The sequence below is a fragment of the Streptococcus sp. V913 genome (assembly GCF_054353455.1).
This window is the reverse complement of sequence record NZ_JBTHHX010000001.1, coordinates 65,762-86,953: the sequence shown is the minus strand read 5'-3', so window position 1 is coordinate 86,953 and position 21,192 is coordinate 65,762. Positions and strand designations below refer to the sequence as shown.

Below are 21,192 nucleotides of genomic sequence, written 5' to 3'. Positions count from 1 at the left end.
ATTTTTTGACTGCTAATCCTATAAATAGAGAGTTCTTAAAACTTCTGAAGAAAAAATGCCGGAAAGTTCCGGCATTGAATGATAAGCACTAACTTGCTGAAAATAGATTTATCCATAAGTACCAAAATGCTGTAATGTTAACCATGAAATGGAGCAAAATGGGATAATAGAGAGAGTGAGTTTTTCGGTAGAGTAATGCTAAAATCGCTCCTCCACTTGCATAGGTGAAAAAGGCGAGTGGTGTTAAACCTGAACTGACATGCACATAGCCAAAGGCGCAGGCCGATAGTAAAACATCTCCATACCAAGGTGAATCTTTCAAAAAAGTATTCATAAGAACTCCCCGATAAACCATTTCTTCTGCAATTGGTCCTAGTAGACAAGTAAGAATCAAAAAATATAGTAACTCTTGTCGACCTGTCATCTCAATCAATTCATTTAAAGCGATTTGATTGGACGTTGCTGGGGTTAAAAAAGAAAACACAGAATCTGAAAGATAATTGACTCCATAAGCAAGAAGCAAATAAACTGGATATCTCCATTTCCATTTCAACTCCAGCATTTTTTTACCTTCGAACACTAGTAAATAAAGTACTGTTAGAAGAGTTACGCTGAGCTCTAAAAAAGCAAGAAGTAAGAAATATTCTCGACTAGCAGGTACAAATCTAGCTGCAAAGTGATTAAAAATCCACCGAAACCAAGTTGATTTGTAAAAAATTAAGGATAATGCTAGTAAAATTTGAATAATTCGTTTTTTCATACTATGCCTCAGCTTTCTCCCCTTGTTTCTTCATATTACTAATAAATTTTACTTAAAATCTCGCAGCACTTCCTTTGCAAAGATGATTGCCTCCGCCAATATATCCTAAATCATAAGTGCCACTGGGACAAAATCCATGAACTGGCATAGTCAATACCGACGCCATTTGCCAACCGTAATAACCATTAGCCTCTTTACCATATCGATTTGCTCCACCTTGTATCATCTCTAATTCTTCATTTGTTAGATTTATATTTTTTTTCATTAAAACCATGATGTATTCCTCCACTATTGTTCAGATTAGTTGAGTAATCTGCTACTCATACCGACTTATAAAAAACTATTTTAAGTTAGTTTTTTTAATATTTGTCTAGTTGCAACTTTGACAACTTTAGTATAGCATATCTTTACAAAATATCCTCTTCAAATCTTGAATTGTCATCCAAACGTCCTAAATTGACATAGTAATCCCTATTTCCCTCAAAATATGCTATAATAAAAGCAAAACACCTAGAAAAGGAAGTCTTATGATTAAACTACTAGCCTTGGATATGGACGGAACCCTCCTCAATGAAGCCAAGGAAATCCCGCAAGCCCACATCACTGCCATTCACCAAGCCATTGAAAAAGGTGTCAAACTGGTTCTCTGTACAGGTCGCCCGCTTTTCGGTGTCCTCCCCTACTATAAACAACTAGGACTTGACCTACAGAACGAGTACGTCATTGTCAATAATGGTTGCTCAACCCATCAGACCAGTGACTGGAGTCTAGTTGACTGGCAAGAACTCAGTCCATCTGACATTGAATACCTCTATGACTTAGCAGAAAAAAGCGACGTCCAGTTGACTCTTTTTGATGAGAAGCATTATTTTGTCCTCGGTGGCAAGCCTAATCAAATCGTTCAAAATGATGCCAAGCTAGTCTTTTCAAATCTGACTGAAATTTCCCTTGATGAAGCCACCAGTGGTAAATATCGTATGTTCCAAGGAATGTTTTTAGGAACAAAAGAGCAAACAGACGATTTTGAGCAGCGTTTTGCCAAGGAACTTTGCCAACGATTCAGTGGAGTTCGTTCGCAGCCTGTCATTTATGAAGCCATGCCACTTGGAACTACCAAGGCTACTGCTCTTTCTCGACTAGCTGCTATTTTGAAGATCGAGCCCTCAGAAATTATGGCCATGGGTGATGCCAATAACGATATCGAAATGCTTCAGTTTGCAGGACTTGGCATTGCTATGGGAAATGCCAGCGACCATGTCAAATCCTTAGCCAATGACGTTACAGCCAGCAATGAAGAAGAAGGCGTTGCACGCGCGATTGAGAAGTATATTTTATAAAAAATAAAAGCAAATAGACAGTCAATACTGCTATTTGCTTTTTTGTTACTTAACCAAATAAGCAATCAAAGTTATGAGCCATAGATGAGCCGGGTAGAAAATATAAAAGAAATACTTATTCCATATAGTTTGTTCACCGCGTTCCCCATTATACAAGGCCATAAAAGGAAAGACAGTGATAAAGAGCCAGTCAGAGTTGTAAAGCATCATTTCCAGTGTTTGATACCATGTGTCATAGATTTGGATAGAAGTCACTAATAGGAAGCCCCAAAGGAGAGTATAGAGGAGATTTCGCAATCCCTTACGATTTCGAAAAGAGTAACTAATCAAGAGAAATGGTAGCATGGTGATGCCACCCTCAGTAAAAAGACAACCGAAAATCAAGAGACCAGCAACTCCAATCCGACGCCACAATTTCTCTTTTTTATCCAGCTCTTTTCTGGGAAAACCAATCCAAAGCATGGTGACACCGATGGCCAAAGTAAAGAAAATATTATTAGTGACCATTACTCCCTTAGAGGCAAACAGGGCATTGAGTAGGCTATTACCCGCGAACATGATAAGAGCCCAACTCCAGAGACGGATGAGATAGTCTTTCAGATTTCGAGTATGGATGAATCCTTCCATAGCCATATAGGCAAACCAAACTCCCACACAACGAGTCAAGGCGTGAAGAATACCTTCCCACATAGGAGAAACGATTCCTGTAATATGAGGGATATGGTCTAGAATCATTACTGCCGCCATCAGGTACTTCAACTGCGTCGCATTCCATTTTTTCATAATAAACCTCTTTCTTTTTGATCTACATAGAGTATAGCATACATTTCCACGCATAATCGTACACCTATCTTACATTTAAAAAGCCTATCTTACATTTTTGTAAGACAGGCGTGAATATCAAAAATTTATTATGAAAGATACCTTCTAGTCCGTAATTCGTTTGTACATTTCTGGTCTTCTATCTCGAAATAGTCCCCAGTTGAGGCGCTCGCTTGCTCCCTTATCAAGGTCATAAGTCGCTAACAGAACAGCTTCACCTTGTCTTTCAGCTCGCTCTAAAATAGCTCCTGTTTCATCCGTCATAAAGGACGAACCGTAGAAGTCAAGACTGGAACTCTGTCCACCATTTTCTTCACTAGGAGTGACTTCTTCCAAACCGTAACGATTGGCTGCAATGACAGGGACAATATTCGCTGCTGCGTGCCCTTGCATGGTACGTTGCCAGTGCCCACAACTGTCTGTATCCAGAATTGGCTCTGAACCGATGGCTGTTGGATAAAAGAGCAATTCAGCACCATTCAATGCAAGACAGCGCGCTGTTTCAGGGAACCATTGATCCCAACAGATACCAATCCCAATCTTAGCATAGCGAGTGTCCCAGACCTTGAAACCTGTGTTACCAGGCGTAAAGTAAAACTTTTCTTGATAATAATGATCATCTGGTATGTGGGTCTTTCGATAAACGCCAAGAACCTCACCATCTGCATCAATAACGGCAATAGAGTTATACAAGACATTACCATCTTTTTCATAGAAACTGATTGGTAAAACAACCTGCAGTTCTTTAGCAATCACCCTAAAATGCTGAATAGCTGTATTTTCTGTCACCGACTGGGCATACTGGTAGTAGTCATACTGGCGTTCCTGACAGAAATAGGGACGTTCAAATAATTCAGGTAAGAGAATAATTTGGGCTCCTTGCTTTGCAGCTTGTCGAACTAAACGTTCCGCTGTTTGGATATTTGTTGCCACATCCTTGGCACATTGCATCTGGATCGCTGCAACTTTCACATTTCTCATTTTTCTCTCCTATTCTGGGATTTGTTGGGTGATACAGTGGATATTGCCACCACCTAAGAGAATATCTCTGGCTGGTATACCGACAACTTTACGGTCTGGGAAACACTTACTGAGAATATCTAAAGCCACTTGGTCGTTTACATCCTCAAACTGTGGAACTAAGACAGCCTTGTTGGCAATATAAAAATTGACATAGGAAGCCGCAAGACGCTCGCCCTCATAACGCTCCTCTTCCCCTTCCTCATAGGTATAGCCTGGTAAATCCTCCTTAGAGACAACCTGACAAATAGCTGGGATAGGAAGCTTATGAATAGTGAAGGGACGACCTTTTGCATCCGTTTCCTTCTCTAAAAGGGCAAGGTCAGCTGCAGACATGGCATACTGAGGATCGTTTTGATCATCTGTCCAAGCCAAGACAAGTTCCGCAGGACCAACAAAGGCAGCAACATTGTCAACGTGTTCATTGGTTTCGTCCTGATAAATACCATAAGGAAGCCAAATAACTTTTTCAGCGCCAAGGCTTTCTAATAAGGTGTTTTCGATTTCCTCTTTACTGAGATGAGGATTGCGTCCAGGACTGAGTAGGCAACTTTCAGTCACAAGAATGGTTCCTTGACCATCGCTATGGATCGCGCCTCCTTCCAGTACAAAAGGTTTAGCATCATAAACAGGCATTTCCAAGGCCTCAGCAAAAAGACTGGCCACTTGGTCATCTGCTTCATAATCTTGATAAAGACCATCCACAGCACCACCCCATGCATTAAAAGACCAATCGACTGCCAACTTTTCTCTTTTATCATTGACGAGAATAGTCGGACCTGTATCACGCGCCCAGGCATCATTTGTCGGAATATCTAAATAAACGACCTTGTCTCCAAGATAGGATTTGGCTTCAGATAGATAGTCCTGCTCCACCAAAAGGTAGACTCTTTCCCCTTGAGCGATAGTTTTAATAATCTGGCTAAATGCTTTTTTGGCAGCTTTTCCTTGAAAAGGCCATGATCCTGGTCGAGTCGGCCATATCATGAGGGTACCATGATGGGGTTCATATTCTGCTGGCATACGAAAGCCTAATTTTTTTGGACTGTCTATCATGATAATCTCCCTTTAAAGTCTTGATAGCCGAAGGCTTTGACTAAGCTGCAGTCCCCCTGCTCGTTCATAAGATAGAGACTTGGCAAGCCAATACCGTTAAAGGTATTATTTTTAACAAAAGAATAAATGGCCATATCTTCAAAATAAAGTCTGTCTCCTATTTGAACTGGACTTTCAAAGCTATAATCGCCAATCACATCTCCCGTCAGGCAGGTATTGGAAGAAAGTCTATAAGTATGGGCTTTTTTCTGCGCCTCAAATCCATTTCTCAAAGGTGGACGATAGGGCATCTCAAGTACATCAGGCATATGGCAGGTCGCAGAGGCGTCTAAAATCAAGATCTCCATACCGTTTTCGACAATATCCAATACTTCAGTTGCTAGATAACCCGCATTAAGCGCAATGGCTTCACCCGGCTCGATATAGACTTCAAGGTTGTAAGTTTCTCGGATACGCTTGATTTCAGAAATCAGCAAATCTACATCATAATCTTCTCTTGTGATGTGGTGTCCGCCACCCATATTGAGCCATTTAACTTGATGTAAGTAAGAACCAAACTGCTCTTCTACTGCTTTCAAGGTTGTCTCTAAATCCTCTGAACCTTGCTCGCAAAGGGTATGAAAGTGAAGTCCGTCCACTAAATCCAACAAATCACTAGGAATTTTATCTAGTGTCACTCCAAAGCGAGAACCTGGCGCACAAGGGTCATAGAGCGCGTGATCTCCCTGAGTAGAGCATTGAGGATTGATACGGAGACCAACACTAATACCAGCCTCACGACAACGAGCACCATGTTTACGCAATTGTCTCTCAGAGTTAAAAACGATATGGTCTGTTATCTCAAGCAATTCCTCCAAGTCCGCATCCTTGAAAGCAGGCGCAAAGACATGGACTTCCCCCGGGAATTCTTCTCTAGCGAGCTTGGCCTCATAGAGACCACTTGCAGTTGTGCCAGATAGATACTGGCTGATCAAGGGATAGGTTTTATAGAGGGAATAGGCTTTCTGGGCAAGCAAAACCTTGCATCCTGCCTCTTCTTGTACATATTGTAGGATACGGCAGTTGGCTTCTAACTTTGCCAAGTCAATGACATAAGCTGGTGTTGGTACTTGTTCTAGCTTCATTAGTCCACCATTTGCGGATTCTCAACCACAACCCATGGCAAACCATACTCATTCAAAGCTTCCATGAATGGATCTGGATCCAATTCTTCAAGGTTGTAAACTCCAGGTTGTTTCCAAGTTCCGTTCATAACTAATTTTGTCCCAATCATGGCTGGAACTCCTGTTGTGTAAGAAATAGCTTGTGAACCAACTTCTGCGTAACATTCCTGATGGTCGCAAACATTGTAGATGTAAATGGTCTTTTCAACACCATCTTTGACACCTGTAAAGATACAACCGATATTGGTTTTACCAACCGTGCGTGGACCAAGGCTTGCAGGATCTGGAAGCAAGGCTTTCAAAAATTGAATTGGAACAATTTCTTGGCCGTTAAAGTTAATGGTATCCGTACGAAGGAGACCGACATTTTCCAAACATTTCATGTGCGTCAAGTATGATTGACCAAAAGTCATAAAGAAACGAATGCGTTTGACACCTGGAATGTTCTTGGCCAATGATTCAATTTCTTCATGGTGAAGGAGATACATGTCTTTTTGTCCGACCTGTGGGAAATCGTACTCACGCTTGATAGACATAGCTTCGACTTCGACCCATTTCCCATCTTCCCAGTAAGAACCTGGTGCAGAAACCTCACGGAGATTGATTTCTGGATTAAAATTCGTCGCAAATGGATAACCGTGATCTCCACCATTACAGTCTAAAATGTCGATATAGTGGATTTCATCAAAATAGTGTTTCAAAGCATAAGCTGAAAAGACACTGGTCACACCTGGGTCAAAACCAGAACCAAGAAGAGCTGTCAAGCCTGCTTCTTTGAATTTCTCCTGATAAGCCCACTGCCATGAGTAGTCAAAGTAGGCTGTAAAACCAAGTTCCTTACAACGTTTCTCATAAATAGCACGCCATTCAGGGTCTTCTGTATCCTCAGCCTCATAGTTGGCAGTATCTATATAGTGGACACCTGTCGCCAAACAAGCATCCATGATAGTTAAGTCTTGGTATGGCAGAGCTACGTTCAAAACGGCTTCTGGTTTGTAGCTTTCAATCAAAGCAATCACTTCTTCTACCTTATCAGCATCAAGAGCAGCTGTTTCAATCTTTGTACTTGTTTTGCCTTCTAATTTAGCCTTCAAATCATCACATTTTGACTTTGTACGGCTAGCAATCATAATCTCTGTAAAGGTTTCGCTATCTTGACAAATCTTTGAAATAGCAACTTGGGCAACGCCTCCACATCCGATAACTAATAGACGACTCATTTTTTCCCTTCCTCTTCTTCTAAAATGTCTTCTACATACTTAGGCAACATAAAGGCTCCCACATGTAAGTTTGCAGTGTAGTATTCTGTGAAAAGCTGGCGTTTTTTCCAGCCTTCCTTATCAAAATCTTTAACAGGGTGGTATTTTTTCGATGCAAAACCAAACAGCCAATAGCCAGCTGGACTGGTTGGGATGTGCGCCTGATAAACTCGACTGATTGGAAAGGCTTGATTGACCTTACGGTGCATGCTTCGGCAAGCTGACTCATCTTCGTCAAAGAAAGGACTACCATGCTGATAGATCATGATTCCGTCTTCTTTCAAGGCCCTGAAACTGTTTCCGTAAAATTCCTTGGTAAAGAGCCCTTCCGTATGTCCAAATGGATCTGTCGCATCGTTGATGATAATATCGTAGTCATCTTCACAGTTTCGCAAAAAGCGTAGTCCATTTTGGTAGTAAATGGTAACACGAGGATCATCTAGCCCCGCAGCAAAGTCTGGAAAATACTCACGACAGACCTCAACCAGCATCTCATCCGGTTCTACAATATCGATTTGTTCCAATTCTGGATACAGTGTCAAAACTTGGGCAACACCACCGTCGCCACCTCCAATAACCAAGACTTTCTTGGGATTTGGGTGGACAGCCATGGGAACGTGGACCGTCATTTCGTTGTATACGAAATCATCCGCATCTGAAAACAAGACATGGCCATTTAAGATTAATATTTTCCCAAAAGCTGGTGTGTCTAAAACTTCGATATCCTGCCATTCACTTTTACCAGCGTAGAGTTGCTTGGCAGTTCTCAAGGACAATTTCACATCTGGAGTATGAACTTCAGAAAACCACAAATCCATCTAGTTCTCCTTTCTATCAATAACGTTGATGTGATTGACTTCTGGATCTTCCGTCCCTTGGAGGGAGCAACCACGTTCTTTGGCAAATTGGATATAGTCTACAATTTCACGTGTAATGCGTTCACCAGGAGCCAAGATAGGAATGCCTGGAGGGTAACACATGACAAATTCCCCACAGACTTGTCCAACAGACTGGTCCAGGGTCAAACTTCTTCTCTCTGAATAGAAGGCTTCTTGAGGAGACAGTACCAACTCAGGCTGGATATATTCTCCAGCAATCAAATCTTTTCCGTCCCTTGAGTAGAGTCTCTTGATATCAGCTAAAGCACCAACTAAACGTTCAATGTCTTGGATGCGGTCACCGATTGAAATGTAGGCCAATATATTGCCAATATCCCCAAATTCAATCTGAATATCGTATTCGTCTCGTAGGAGATCATAAACCTCGATCCCTGTTAAGCCAATACCCTGAGTGTAAACGGACAGCTTGGTTACATCAAAATCACAAACAGACACACCGTCTATCAACTCTTTTGAGTAGGCATAGTAACCACCGATAGCATTGATTTCACGACGAGCGTATTCGGATAGCTCAATGACTTTCTCAAAAGACTCTTTGCCACGAAGAGCTAAGTTCCGTCGAGAAATATCCAAACTAGCCATCAACAAATAAGAGGCAGATGTTGACTGGGTAAGATTGATAATCTGACGAACGTATTCAGGATTCATCTGCTCCCCGATTAAAAGAAGCGAACTTTGAGTCAAACTCCCACCAGACTTATGCATAGATACCGCCGCCATATCAGCGCCAGCATCCATAGCAGACAGTGGCAATTTGTCTGTAAAATGCAAATGCGCTCCATGGGCTTCATCCACTAAAACCAGCATGCCCGCTTCATGACCCATTTCCGTTAAACCCTTGAGGTCTGAACAAATTCCATAGTAAGTAGGATTGTTAATCAAAATGGCCTTGGCATCTGGATGTTCCTTAATGGCCTGGGCAACACGGTCATTTTCAAGACCTAAAGCGATGCCGATTTTAGGATCTACACTCATCTCGATATAGATGGGAATGGCACCACATAGAACCAACGCATTGATAGCAGATTTGTGGACATTTCGTGGAAGAATAATCTTATCTCCTGCCTTACAAGTCGAAAGAATCATAGTTTGAACTGATGAGGTTGTTCCTCCAATCATGAGAAAGGCATGGGCAGCTCCAAAAGCATCCGCAGCTAATTCCTCTGCATCCCGAATAATCGAAATGGGATGACCGAGATTATCCAAGGGTTTCATCGAATTGACATCAATGCCAACACATTTTTCCCCTAATAGTTCAACAAGTTCTGGATTTCCCCGCCCACGCTTGTGACCTGGCACATCAAAGGGGACAATCCTTTTCTTGCGTAGTTTGACCAAAGCCTCGTAAATTGGGGCTTGGTTTTGATCTAACTTCTTCAAGACATACTCCTTTACCATATTTTTAGCACCACAAGAAGATAAAGGCGACTAAAGGTTGACTTATGAAAAAAGAGCAGGTTTTCACCTGCTCTGCAATCTTCTGACGTGTTTATTTTGGTTTCTGTTGAGTATGTCTGTTCCCGATGTTTCCTAACTCTCTAGTAGCAAATATTACGTACTTTATTGATCGTTTCACAAGATGACGTGTGCTTTCACCACACTAAAATTTATGAATTAGGACAAGCGTCCTAACATCAACTTATAAAAGTAGGCTTTTAACCCTATCAATAATGTGGCTTTTCAACCACGCTTCGGCATTCAACCCTGCCTGTCCGTAGGCATTTTTTACTCGGGTTTATATTTGCTAGAAAACATCTTCTCATTTTCTAAGCCTTATAACTATACCATGTTTACAAGAGCTTGTAAAGGATTTTGTGAAACTTTTTTAAAGAATTTCTTTTTTTGTTCGCGAAATAGTATTCAACAATAAAAAGAAACCGTTTAAAATTGAAATCAAAAAACAAAAACAGGAACTAAATCGATTAGTTCCTTTGTTGAATCGTAAGTATAGTCAGTTATTCAAAATCTTATCTACTTATCTCGTGCTACTTGAACAGCTAGTTCAAAATCAGTCATCATATAATTTTCATCTAGGCGGATGAGACCATAGTACTCATTCCAAAATAGCGAATCACTGTTGCTGGACCACTTTAATCCATACCATAGTTGAGTGACATCACTTGTATTTGATGGCGGAATTGACCATAGATGCTTCTTGAAAGTTTCTTGAACAAGAGAAACATCCAGTCGTGTAGTCAAGTCAAGTTCATTTAATTTGAAAGTAATAGAATGTTTTTTCGCTGCCTCAATACTGTCCTTGTTAAATCGAACCTGAATAACCTTAGAATCTTCTATAGCCACATCATGGTCCTCAGCACCGTAAAAGGAAATACTTCCCAGTACTATGCCATCTTTTGCTAGGAGATAGGGAGCGTAAGGAACAGCATTGCTATCAAGCCTGAAGCCTTTTTCGATGGTAACTGTTTTATCTCCAGGATACTTTTGGAAACTGCCATCTGTCAGGAGCTCTTCGTAGTCGCTACCACCATCGCCCTGTCTTACATAGATGTCAAAACCAGCATCCATCAGCTCACTGGCTTTAGTTTCTGCTAAAATGATTTTACTTTCATTAATTTGCAAAATTGGTGCTTGAGGTGGCAAACCAATCGTGAGATTAAACATGACTCCTACCAGAAAGACCATAAAGGTTATAAGGAGGGCAAGTAAAGACTTTCCAGTCCTTTTTCTTGCATTGAAAAGAGCCATTATAGCTGGGAGGAGGATCATTTTGGCTAAAATAGAATTCCCAACACCACCTCTATTTAAGGTCTGAAAAGCAAAGACTCCTGCAATAGCAATCAGGGACAGGTAGACCAAAATCTCACCTAGACCCAGCTTTTCAGTTCGAGTTTGTTGATTTACAGGAGTTTCGTACAATGACTGTCCATTCTCTTTCCCCTTTTTTAGAAAGAGATAAAAACCCAGACCTAGCAGCAGATTAAAGATTGCAAAAGCTATTAAAGTACCTATAATCACCGTTCTACCCATGGCTCTCTACTCCTTTATGTTCTCTCTCAAATCTTATCTTTCTCTTTAATGTCCAATTCCCAATCAATAAAACCATTAAGAAGAAGGGGCCGCCTTCTATCAGTACAATCGGTAAAGCATAAATGGCAATCATTCCCATCTTTTTATCTTTAAGAATATTTCTGATATTTCTAGCTCTGTTCCCAAAGAAAGTGCTATAATGAAGCTAACAAAATTGTTCTCTAGCAATTGAAAAACGGGGGAAGTAGCCATGTTCACTACTATTGTTTTAGGATTTTATGCTCTTTTCTTTCTATCCTTATCCTTTACCATTTATCTCTATATCAGACTTGTAATCGCAGTAAATAAAGGCAAGGAAATTCCCAAATGGATTTATAAACTTGGTCATGCTGTTCAAGGAAGAATTCACGTTGACTATGAAGAAATCACTGATACCAATGCCCTAAAAGAGATTCATTGGTTCTTGCTGATCTATTTAATCGTAAATCTACTCGTATTGGCTGGTTTCTACTATCATGGTAATAGCTTTCCTCAAGCCATTTATGAATGTTTGAAAAAACAATTCTTCATTGTGCTTGTTAGTATGGTTTTAAAAAGTATCGGCAAATTGGTTGTACTAGCTATAAGAAAAAACACTCATAACAGTCATGTCTATGCATCAACCAACGCTTTTATCGGGACAGCTTTTTTAACGAGTTATGTTTTTATGTTTTGCATCATGATGAGTGGTCTTCCAGCTCAACCTATTCCTGTAACCATTCAAAATACTACTGTCATTATCGGAGAGACCAAGGCTTCCGAGCTTTTAGATCAAGGTTTCACCTTCGAAGATAAAAGTGCAGATAGTCCTATCACCAATCCAAAAAACGACCATTTCTACTACGGCCAGCTTCTCGAAATCAAGCGTGAAGATCAGTCCTATGGTTTTATGACCCTTACTCCTACTGGCAAAGATACTGATCAACTCAAAAACTGTGTCATTACCTACTATAGAACGCTTAAGGATACCCATCAATTGCAGGGAATTTCTATCAATCATGTCAGTTTAGCAAATCTCAAGCTCCAAGATTTTCAAACAAGAAAATTAATCGATATCTTTGAAGTCAATCCTGCTGATTACAATGTCGCTGAGACTGACTCAAACTACATCCTAACCATTCAAACGGCAGATTACGACCTCTGGAAAAGATACAGGATTGAAGCCAAGTTCAATTCAGATGGTTCCATAGATAGTTATGGTGTTAGAGCTCAACACAGTATGTGGGAATGATTGACCATTTTCCCCTTTATCACATAAGCATTAAACTGAAAAAACATCATCGACAAGTTTATAGGTTTCGATGCGAAGGCCAGAAGAGCCCATATCTCTAGTGATTTCTTCATAAATATCTTCTAAATTTTGGGCTGGTGCTAGCATCCAAAGACTAAAAGGTCTAAGTTTCACCTGTCCAATTTTTTCAATATTATCTAATAATTGCCCTAAATCTTTGTGATTGAACCAGCAATCTGTAACGAGAGCAAACTTTGTATTGTCCATCTTACAGGAGATATGACTGGTCAAAAAATCATCGATTGTGGGCTTTTTTGTCTGTAAGAGGCGCGTGCAAGCCAGATGGTACTCAAGCTTTCTAGGACTCTGATCAACCATAGATACAAAGACAAGACCATACTCATCTTGGAACTTAACAGCAAGGATATCCCCTTCTTCAAAATAAGGTTTGCGTTTAGTTTTGGTTTTAGGGACCTTTAGAGGTCTAGGATTTTCAGTTTGCAACTGAACTGCAAGTTTTTCCAAGACCTTTTGCCTTTGCTTCAAAGCCTTTGGATCTATTTCCAACCAAAATGGATCAGCCCCTTTTTTGATAAGCTCTAATGTTTTATCTCTGATGTCGTCTGTCAGGTGACCAATCTTCCACAGTGAGTAGGCAAGAGCTGTCCAATAAATTTCTGTAAAAAAGTCTGTTTGACAGTAATCTTTTTCCGCATCGAGAATATCCTTGATGATATTTGCTACATGTTCACCATCTCTATAGCGACCAACTACCTCATTGTAAATGTCATAACCTTGATCACTGTCAATGATTTTAACGCCATCAATAGCCATACTCAACTCCTAATGCTCAATCAACATCTTATTGATAAATCTCAAAACTTATTTAATCTTATGCTTGTTCATTTTCTCTTGGAAAATATCTGTAAGAATTTGTCGCAATTCTTGAGCTTCCTTTTCAGGAAGTTGGCCTTCTTGTTCAGCTACAGCATACAACTCTGGATACTCAAGCGAGATTCTCTTAACAGTACGTGTAATGGCATGTTTTCTAACAAAAAATGGAATCCGTTTAATCATATCTTGAGGAATTAATGCGATAATCTTATCGGCAGTTTCCTTATCGTTAAGCTTAGAGAAAGTGAGTCCCTTTTTAATCATCTCTTGTTCTTTTTCTGTAAAATCTTTAATATCCATTGTGTCTCCTTATGAGTATTTTATTTACTTCTATTATATTATTTTTTTAATTGGTCGAATGAAAAATCTCTATAAATCCTCTCTTGCCCAAGAACAGAATCTGTTGTAACAGGTAGTTTTTCCAGCAAATCTTGGATATCAATATCATTGGGAGGAGGATTAAATTCTCCCAGACTATTTTCCTGAAGATGTGCTGCAAAGATAAACTCTCCCTTTTCCCAATCCATAGCACAATCATTGATAACATCCACAGGCGACAGATCCAGTAGTTCTTGCTCTTGCGATATAAAAGTTTCGTAGATAAACTCAAAAATAGCTTCCTTATCAATTTTTACAACTCTTAATGTATATTCATCCATGCTTGCTGTCCTCTAATCATATCAATTTAACTATCATTCGGTTGGTAACTTCTTATCCCACTCTTTAGGCAAATCATCCCCAAAATACTATTTTTAGAGTTGAACCCACTTATCATTATCCATAATAAAGGACTTCGCTAGACCTTCACCTGTATAGTTTTCGTATTTTGTATCTAGATATTTGTAGCAATCTTCCTTGGTTGCAAATTTGATAGCTTGATAAGGCTCCTCAAAGGTTAACTTTTCGACAAAGAGATAACTGTCCTCGCTTGGCACAAGTATGCCGACATGACCGATAAAGAGAGATTGACCATCCAAGTCATCATGAACTACAACAGACAGCATTCGAGCATTTTCATTAAACTTGAATTGAGAAAGGAACTGTTCCATCTTAGCAGCATGCACCTTAACATCTGTCGTTGCTTCGGTCTTGACTCTTGAGAATAAAATATCAAAAGCATCCTTGTCTTCTGCATCAAAGACCTTACCTTTGTCAATGGCATCATTATCGACAAACAAGAGAGAATCATCTTTCTCTAATTTAGGAATTTCGATAGAATTTTTTAATAAACAATAACTGTTAATACGACAGTTGGTACCGACAAAATCACCCTTTTTAGGAGCCCAAAGATTGCTTATCTTTTCAACATCATAGTCTGTTTTGGTAAATGTAGAAAAATCTCCAGTTAAGCCTACTGAACCGACAGTCGCGTTGTAATCATTGACAAGGTTAAAAAATGCATCGACACTATCTTTATCCAAATGTGCAGCCAAGGCTTTTCGAACTTCTTCTGAACTTTCCTTGCTATTGAGGTTGCTATAGGTTCCTTAACCACCTTAGTAGTTGAACTATTCTGTTTTTCCGTAGATTGGTTTTGGTTTGTACCACAGGCAGCTAAAGTAAAGAAAGCTAAACCACAGCAGCTCATTAATCTGATTTTTTTAGATACTTTCATAAAATATTTTCTTATTTACTAAGATTTTTCAGGTCGATTAGCTTCTCTTATATTATAGTTCAAATTTATTTTAAGTCCAAGCATTTTGCTGAATAAAGTAGATTTTAAATCATTAAAAAGGAAGCTGGCACACAGCACGCTCCCTAATAAGTGAAATATCTATGAAATCTTTAATTTTAGCCACCTTTTAGCTGTACCTGTGTATGTGCTATAAGGTCACCTAAATGTCGCTTATCCTTCCTGAAAACCATCATTACAAGTAGGGCAACTGCGAGGAGAGTAGCTAAAAACGAGAGAATAATAGATAAGGAATCAAACTCACTATAGAAACCATGTATCGTGCCCATATGACCTATTTGCCAAGGAAAAAATTTAATGGTGTTTCTAAGCAAGCTAGCTTGCACTGTTTTTTTCTTGTAAACTAATTGAAGTCCTGCTTTCGCCTTCCCGAAACTCCCATTTTTTGTATAATCTAAGAATGTAAAAAGTAGAATGATTGGCAAAACAGAGGTAAAAAATACAAGACACTGCGACTGAATTTCTGTAAACTCTGGAATACCATTAAAAAAAATAGTGTAAAAAAGCATAGAACCCAAAAACAGAAGTGCTAAATAAGCTAGAATGAAAAGATAATCAAATAGTAATTCAATCATTCTTTTTTTAAACGAAATAGAATTAATTGCTAAAATCTTCCTCATCATCTCCTCCTTTGTTATCTACTATTCTTTTCAAAAGTTTTATTCTTTCGGTTGAGAATAGACCTCGATATGCTGACCTAGCACCTTGATTTCTACTGGTAGGTCATCAGATTTGTCACCATCAACATCCGTTTCCAACTCAACATCTGAAGAAATTTTAATATGTCGAGCTTTCAGATACTCGATATTGTCATTTACGACGACATCCCCTTTTAATAAATCAGGGATAACTGACAATTTTGTAAGGATTGAGGCATCTTTTAGTATCAAAATATTGGCATAGCCATCCTTGTCTTCATCAAAGATTTTTTTGTCAGCGAAATAATTTGTGAGGAGAACTAAAACATGACTGGCTGGGCCAATGTAATTACCATTATCAGTCTCAACTGTAATGTTAAATGCTTGATCTGTAACCACAGACTTCATGGTATTAATCGCATAGGAGAGCATACCAAACTTTGTTTTATCTTCTATCCCAACGTTGTGGATGGCTTCTGGCAAAGAGCCAATACTAAAGATATAACCAAAATAATTTCCATTTGATTTTCCAATATCAATCTTGTTTGTAGAACTGAAATCAAGCTCGTCAATAGCACTATCAATATCCTGAGAGATTTCTAATAGTTTCGTAATGAGATTTCCAGTTCCCCCTGGGATAATCGCCAGTTTAGGAATATAGTCTTTTTCAGCGATACCGGAAATTACTTCATTGACGGTTCCATCTCCACCAAAAACAAGAACAGCATCATAGTGCTCCTGAGAAGCTTCTTCTGCAAAGTTTGTGGCGTCTTGTGCTTTCTCCGTAATTTTAATTTCCACATCTTCAAAATAGTCTCTAGCTTTATTCTCCAGTTTGACCTTATAATCCAGAGCTTTTTCACCTCCAGAGGTAGGGTTGATGATTACCATAATTTTTTTCATTTATTGTTCTCCTGTCATTAGATTTTCTTACTTTAACTAACCATCTCAAGTTTGGTCCATATAAATTTTGATCGCTTGGTATTCCTGCTCTTTAGCATAGGCAAACACCTCTGAAGCTCTAATGTAATCAAAGATATTTTCCTCTAAATCTTCATCCCAGATCGATTCATGAAATATTTCATTCTCTTGACATGATTCATAGAAAATATCGAGGTGAACCTGATAAAACTCTTCATCTTCATTTGGAGCTTGCCTTACTAAAGATAGTTGAAACATTGGCTTATCAGATATAGCTGTAAATGTCCCTGTTTCAAATAAAATCATCTCATCCTCAATAGGCTCACGACACAAGTCTTCAAAGATTGCTACCATTTCCTCTAAGGGCATCTTATCGGTGATTCTTTCTCTTAAAAATTCAAGTGATTGCTTCATATTTTTTCTCTTTCTAGATGTTTTCGTTCTTAGAATAATCCTATTAAAAAATTGAATCCCTACACCTTTTATTATACTACATAAACAGAAAAAAAGACCTAACCAGCGGGCCCTTACCTTTGTCTCAGTCTAGATCTTTTTGATAATCGGAAAAACCTCTGTAAGGACGTCTATCCCAAAATTAATTCCCTGTACTTGGTAGTGATAGATTGGGGCTAAGCAAAATTTAAAACTCACAGATACAACTTTCTTCTCACATTCTTTAGAAATTTTCACGATTAACTTCTTCAAAATAGTCATCCATATGATGGTAGATTTGCATATCTTCTTCTGAACCATCTTTCAAAACTGCAAATACCTTCACTTTATCATCATTGACAAATACGAAATTATGTTCACCAAAATAAGCCTGATAACCCTTGTCAACTAAGGTCCAAAGTTCATCTTTTGTTAAACCAAAAATATCTTTTTTTACAAGATAGGTTTTCCCGATTTCCATTTTCATGATAGATATTTCTCCTTAAGAAGCTAGATAGTGCTAGATGTTTCTCTTTACTGCTCAATCCGTCTACTAAAGCAGTGGCATACACTCACAAAGAACTTTGGTTGACTATTGAATATCTTCCATCGCTTCTTTCACATATCCTTCGACATCTTCAATCTCTACAAACAACGGGTCTAAGTGACATAGGAAGTGCCAATCTTCGGTGTCGCGTTTTCTGTAGATAATCGCTTCACCGTCTTCACTTCCGAAAAAGCTTCTGTCGACTTCGTACCCTTTGCTTTCTAAGAAAGCTTTTGCCTTGCGGAAGTTTGCTTCTCGTGCTTCGACATATGCTTTCACTTCATCGTTATTCACGACATAAGCATCGATTTTTGTAGCTCCTTCGACCACTTTATCGTTTTTAACGGATAGATTCGAAATTTCTTTCCAAATAATGTCCACGTTTTCTTCAGAATTAAACGAAAACCTAGATAAAGGGACATTGTTGCCGTTGAAGACAATTTCCATATAATCCGGCAATTGTTTGGGTTTCACATACTCCGCTTCAAACCCATCTTCGTTTTCTAAAGTATATCCCGGGATTTGAGTTACAAATTCCCGTCCTTCTTCTAAAGTCTCAAATAAGACTAAATCCTTTGAATAATTGTTTTGGTACAATTCCAATATAACCATCGATAACCCTCCGTCATTCAGTATCGGTCCGCATAACGCTTATCTATTATTTTATTACAACCGTTTCTTCCCATCGTCTAAGCACCTCTTTCAAAGGCTCAGCGAGATAGCTATAGGCCTTGTCTTTGATCCACTCAGGAATTCCATAAGCTGCTTCTGCTATACTACCTGTAATTGCAGCGAGAGTATCACTGTCCCCACCAAGAGAAATCGCATTTCGAATCGCATCTTCAAAATCTGTACTTTCTAGAAAAGCAACGATGGCCTGAGGAACCGTATCCTGACACGTTTCATTGAAACGGTACGTAGGTCGAATTTCATCTAGTGATTGAGAAAGGTTATACCCATACTGCTGCTCTATATGCTCTTTTATGAGTCTCTTACACTCTATAGGGTTATCGTTGATTGGTTGCTCGTAGTCGCCACAGTAGCCTCCGAAGTAATACCGACACATAAAGATAGCATCAGACGTCGCCATAGCGCCCTTGATACCTTCTGTATGATTATGAGTCACCTCTGCAGAAAGTCGCGCGAGAGCTCTTCTGGACGGCCAGGCTCCCGTTCGTGCACAGAAACTACAATCCATGGCCCAAGCACATGGAGAAACACGCATGGCAGAGCCATTGCCAAAGCTATTATAAGGGGAGCGGTCATTACTATGAATCCATGCATCAAACCTAGCACCATAACCAGCATCAGGATACATCCTACCATACTTCTTCATGGAATCAATAAAGTCATCCTTCTGTCCACCGTTCATGATTGCTTCTACCACAGCACAGGTCATCACCGTATCATCTGTGAAAAAGCAGTCATCCCTAAACAAGGGAAAATCCTTCGTTTTAATATTGTCCCATTCGTAAACAGAACCAACAATGTCTCCAACTATTGCTCCTAGCATAAGATTTCTCCTTCTAAGTTTTTATAATGCACTCTCAACTTCTCTAATATTCTTTTTTCTCCATAATTAAAATAGATATTTTTATAGCAATTCCTATGATAACAATACTAACAAAGACTATTCCAAGAAAAATTATTACCCTCGAATTCTTTAAGAAAAACTCCACAACATTAGTCAGTAAATCTGATTTTGCTTTAAAAAGACTAGATAGAGCAAATACTGTAAAGTATGTTATAACCATGATAAGCCTACCTTTTTCGGCACCGTACTTTAGGATAAAAGGAAGTTGAATAGCTGATATCAAAATACTTGCAACTAATGTAATTAGTGAGATAAATATGATGCTGTCTATTAACATCTCATTTTTTATTACCAATTGAACAAATAAACATACTGAACCGACTAACCCAAAAACAAATGCAAAAAACAATTTACTTAGTACAAAGCTACTCTTTTTTACAGGCATTGAAAAGGCAAATTGTTCAAATTTCGATTTCGTATCATAACCAAAAGCGATTGCAGTTAAAATTAACGGTATCATTGTACAAATAAGCGGTATCATAAAAATTTCATTTTCATATACCCCATACACAATGAGTGCAATACTGAGAGTAATTGTTAATAGTAGTGTTTTCTTTAAAGTAGCTATATCTTTTAATATCAATGCAGTCATTATCTTTTACCTCCTTTCACAAAATATATCATAATATCTTCGATAGACGGTTTTTGTAATCTGATTCCATCTGGAACAAGATTTCTTTTAACAAGTAACTCTTGTCCAAATGAGTGTATCCTTCTTCCAATTATGGCTTCCTCGTCAAGATTTTCAACTTCTTCATTAGATAAAGTGCAGATACCATAGTTTTCTTTGAGTTCATCCTTTGGTTCAACAAAAAGAACTTTACCATCATTGATAAAAGCAATATAATCTGCCACCTTCTCTAAATCTGATAGGATATGTGACGAAATTAAAATTGTATGATTTTCATTTTGCATAAAGTCAAGAAGAAAATCTAAAATTTCCTCCCTTACAATCGGATCCAAGCCACTCGTAGCTTCATCCAATATAAGAATTTCTGCATTATGAGATAAAGCTACTGCCATCGATAATTTCATTCTCATTCCACGAGAATAACTTTTAATAGTTTGTTTTTCAGATAGATTAAATTTCTTTTTTAATTGATAGAAAAATTCTCTGTCCCATTTTGAATATACCCTCGAACAAAATTTTTCCAAATCAACAAGTGTCATTTCTTCCGGCACTAATAAATCATCAAACACTACTCCGATTTTATCTTTCAATTCAAGACTGTTAAGATTATCATAACCTAAAATTTTAATTTCTCCTGAATCTTTCTTAAGTAACCCTAACAATAATTTTATGGTTGTACTTTTACCTGCACCGTTTTGACCAATGTATCCGATGATAGTCCCTTTAGGAATAGAAAAATCTATTGGTCCTAATGTAAAGTCATCAAACTTTTTAACCAAGTTTTTGATTTCGATAGCATAATCACTCATATTTTCCCTCCATATAACTACTCAACATCTCTAGCAACTCATTATTGGATACACCTGCAATTGCTGAAAGCTCAATAATATCTTGCAACTTTGATTCAATTCGTTTCAAATATTCTTCACGAATAAGCTCTTTATTTTTAGCCGCAACAAAATTACCTTTACCTTGAACTGAATTAATGAAACCATCAAGTTCGAGTTCATCAAAAGCTCTTTTAGCAGTTAGCATACTCACTCGAAGCTCTTTTGCTAAAAATCTGATTGATGGCAATTGCTCGCCAACCTTTAATTCTCCCGAAATAATTTGAGCCTTTATTTGATTTTTTATCTGCAAATAAATCGGATTATCGCTTGAATTATTAATCTGTATATTCACCCTCCATATCCTCCTAGTCATATAACTGTTACTTCTGTTCTAACTGTTTATATTATATCATAACACTTGAGCAAATTCAATAATTA

Annotated in this window: 24 protein-coding genes and 1 pseudogene; 2 read left to right on the top strand and 23 right to left on the bottom strand. The window is 38.5% G+C overall.

Annotated features, from left to right (window positions below; genetic code table 11):
- Positions 1–88 precede the first annotated feature (88 nt).
- Complete coding sequence (locus ACXYSL_RS00475) at positions 89–760, bottom strand: CPBP family intramembrane glutamic endopeptidase (protein WP_007521929.1); 672 nt, start codon at positions 758–760, stop codon at positions 89–91.
- Between the two features lie 52 nt (positions 761–812).
- On the bottom strand, positions 813–1,034 hold the full coding sequence (locus ACXYSL_RS00470) for a hypothetical protein (RefSeq protein WP_007521927.1): 222 nt from the start codon (positions 1,032–1,034) through the stop codon (positions 813–815).
- 253 nt (positions 1,035–1,287) lie between these two features.
- On the opposite strand from ACXYSL_RS00470, the gene ACXYSL_RS00465 reads away from it, so the two are divergent.
- Positions 1,288–2,097 carry a Cof-type HAD-IIB family hydrolase gene (locus ACXYSL_RS00465; RefSeq protein WP_458623653.1) on the top strand — a complete coding sequence of 270 codons (810 nt, stop codon included), beginning with the start codon at positions 1,288–1,290 and terminating at the stop codon, positions 2,095–2,097.
- 45 nt (positions 2,098–2,142) lie between these two features.
- Here the strand turns inward: ACXYSL_RS00465 and ACXYSL_RS00460 are convergent, their stop codons facing one another.
- The 8 genes from ACXYSL_RS00460 to ACXYSL_RS00425 form a co-directional block, all read right to left on the bottom strand.
- The gene (locus tag ACXYSL_RS00460) at positions 2,143–2,880 is read right to left on the bottom strand and encodes a TraX family protein (protein WP_458623652.1); all 738 of its coding nucleotides are present in this window, start codon (positions 2,878–2,880) and stop codon (positions 2,143–2,145) included.
- A gap of 144 nt (positions 2,881–3,024) precedes the next feature.
- The gene (gene aguB, locus ACXYSL_RS00455; protein ID WP_458623651.1) at positions 3,025–3,900 is read right to left on the bottom strand and encodes an N-carbamoylputrescine amidase; all 876 of its coding nucleotides are present in this window, start codon (positions 3,898–3,900) and stop codon (positions 3,025–3,027) included.
- A 9-nt stretch (positions 3,901–3,909) separates the two neighbouring features.
- Complete coding sequence (aguA, locus tag ACXYSL_RS00450; RefSeq protein WP_458623650.1) at positions 3,910–4,995, bottom strand: agmatine deiminase; 1,086 nt, start codon at positions 4,993–4,995, stop codon at positions 3,910–3,912.
- Positions 4,992–6,119, bottom strand: coding sequence for a carboxynorspermidine decarboxylase (nspC, locus tag ACXYSL_RS00445; RefSeq protein ID WP_458623649.1), 1,128 nt, complete (start codon positions 6,117–6,119; stop codon positions 4,992–4,994). The genes aguA and nspC overlap by 4 nt, the downstream gene beginning before the upstream one ends.
- The gene (locus ACXYSL_RS00440; protein WP_000088775.1) at positions 6,119–7,378 is read right to left on the bottom strand and encodes a saccharopine dehydrogenase family protein; all 1,260 of its coding nucleotides are present in this window, start codon (positions 7,376–7,378) and stop codon (positions 6,119–6,121) included. Before ACXYSL_RS00440 ends, nspC begins: the two co-directional genes overlap by 1 nt.
- Complete coding sequence (gene speE, locus ACXYSL_RS00435; protein WP_009730144.1) at positions 7,375–8,235, bottom strand: polyamine aminopropyltransferase; 861 nt, start codon at positions 8,233–8,235, stop codon at positions 7,375–7,377. Before speE ends, ACXYSL_RS00440 begins: the two co-directional genes overlap by 4 nt.
- A complete protein-coding gene (locus ACXYSL_RS00430; RefSeq protein WP_458623648.1) occupies positions 8,236–9,696 on the bottom strand; it encodes an aminotransferase class I/II-fold pyridoxal phosphate-dependent enzyme in 1,461 nt (486 codons plus the stop codon).
- A 591-nt stretch (positions 9,697–10,287) separates the two neighbouring features.
- On the bottom strand, positions 10,288–11,304 hold the full coding sequence (locus tag ACXYSL_RS00425; protein ID WP_458623647.1) for a hypothetical protein: 1,017 nt from the start codon (positions 11,302–11,304) through the stop codon (positions 10,288–10,290).
- Between the two features lie 250 nt (positions 11,305–11,554).
- Between ACXYSL_RS00425 and ACXYSL_RS00420 the strand changes: the two genes are divergently transcribed.
- Positions 11,555–12,574 carry a hypothetical protein gene (locus ACXYSL_RS00420; protein ID WP_458623646.1) on the top strand — a complete coding sequence of 340 codons (1,020 nt, stop codon included), beginning with the start codon at positions 11,555–11,557 and terminating at the stop codon, positions 12,572–12,574.
- A gap of 30 nt (positions 12,575–12,604) precedes the next feature.
- On the opposite strand, the gene ACXYSL_RS00415 is transcribed toward ACXYSL_RS00420, so the two are convergent.
- From ACXYSL_RS00415 to ACXYSL_RS00355, 13 genes and pseudogenes are all read right to left on the bottom strand, one after another.
- Complete coding sequence (locus ACXYSL_RS00415) at positions 12,605–13,408, bottom strand: hypothetical protein (protein WP_458623645.1); 804 nt, start codon at positions 13,406–13,408, stop codon at positions 12,605–12,607.
- A gap of 48 nt (positions 13,409–13,456) precedes the next feature.
- A complete protein-coding gene (locus ACXYSL_RS00410) occupies positions 13,457–13,768 on the bottom strand; it encodes a hypothetical protein (RefSeq protein WP_000351658.1) in 312 nt (103 codons plus the stop codon).
- Positions 13,769–13,806: 38 nt separating this feature from the next.
- A complete protein-coding gene (locus ACXYSL_RS00405; RefSeq protein ID WP_458623644.1) occupies positions 13,807–14,127 on the bottom strand; it encodes a hypothetical protein in 321 nt (106 codons plus the stop codon).
- Between the two features lie 93 nt (positions 14,128–14,220).
- Positions 14,221–15,083, bottom strand: a pseudogene (locus ACXYSL_RS00400) (DUF4300 family protein).
- 176 nt (positions 15,084–15,259) lie between these two features.
- Positions 15,260–15,781, bottom strand: a complete 522-nt coding sequence (locus ACXYSL_RS00395; RefSeq protein WP_414335442.1) for an RDD family protein — start codon at positions 15,779–15,781, stop codon at positions 15,260–15,262.
- A gap of 39 nt (positions 15,782–15,820) precedes the next feature.
- Positions 15,821–16,702 (bottom strand): diacylglycerol/lipid kinase family protein, encoded by an 882-nt coding sequence (locus tag ACXYSL_RS00390; RefSeq protein WP_458623643.1) that lies wholly within the window; start codon positions 16,700–16,702, stop codon positions 15,821–15,823.
- A gap of 45 nt (positions 16,703–16,747) precedes the next feature.
- Complete coding sequence (locus ACXYSL_RS00385; protein WP_000814116.1) at positions 16,748–17,134, bottom strand: hypothetical protein; 387 nt, start codon at positions 17,132–17,134, stop codon at positions 16,748–16,750.
- 262 nt (positions 17,135–17,396) lie between these two features.
- The gene (locus tag ACXYSL_RS00380) at positions 17,397–17,639 is read right to left on the bottom strand and encodes a phosphohydrolase (protein ID WP_458623642.1); all 243 of its coding nucleotides are present in this window, start codon (positions 17,637–17,639) and stop codon (positions 17,397–17,399) included.
- A 105-nt stretch (positions 17,640–17,744) separates the two neighbouring features.
- Positions 17,745–18,311, bottom strand: a complete 567-nt coding sequence (locus ACXYSL_RS00375; RefSeq protein WP_458623641.1) for a hypothetical protein — start codon at positions 18,309–18,311, stop codon at positions 17,745–17,747.
- Between the two features lie 46 nt (positions 18,312–18,357).
- Positions 18,358–19,212, bottom strand: coding sequence for an ADP-ribosylglycohydrolase family protein (locus ACXYSL_RS00370; protein ID WP_458623640.1), 855 nt, complete (start codon positions 19,210–19,212; stop codon positions 18,358–18,360).
- Between the two features lie 43 nt (positions 19,213–19,255).
- Positions 19,256–19,885: an ABC-2 transporter permease gene (locus ACXYSL_RS00365; RefSeq protein WP_458623639.1), complete on the bottom strand. Its 630-nt coding sequence runs from the start codon at positions 19,883–19,885 to the stop codon at positions 19,256–19,258.
- Positions 19,885–20,733 (bottom strand): ABC transporter ATP-binding protein, encoded by an 849-nt coding sequence (locus tag ACXYSL_RS00360; RefSeq protein WP_195321432.1) that lies wholly within the window; start codon positions 20,731–20,733, stop codon positions 19,885–19,887. The genes ACXYSL_RS00365 and ACXYSL_RS00360 overlap by 1 nt, the downstream gene beginning before the upstream one ends.
- On the bottom strand, positions 20,726–21,106 hold the full coding sequence (locus ACXYSL_RS00355; protein ID WP_458623638.1) for a GntR family transcriptional regulator: 381 nt from the start codon (positions 21,104–21,106) through the stop codon (positions 20,726–20,728). The genes ACXYSL_RS00360 and ACXYSL_RS00355 overlap by 8 nt, the downstream gene beginning before the upstream one ends.
- Between the last annotated feature and the right edge of the window lie 86 nt (positions 21,107–21,192).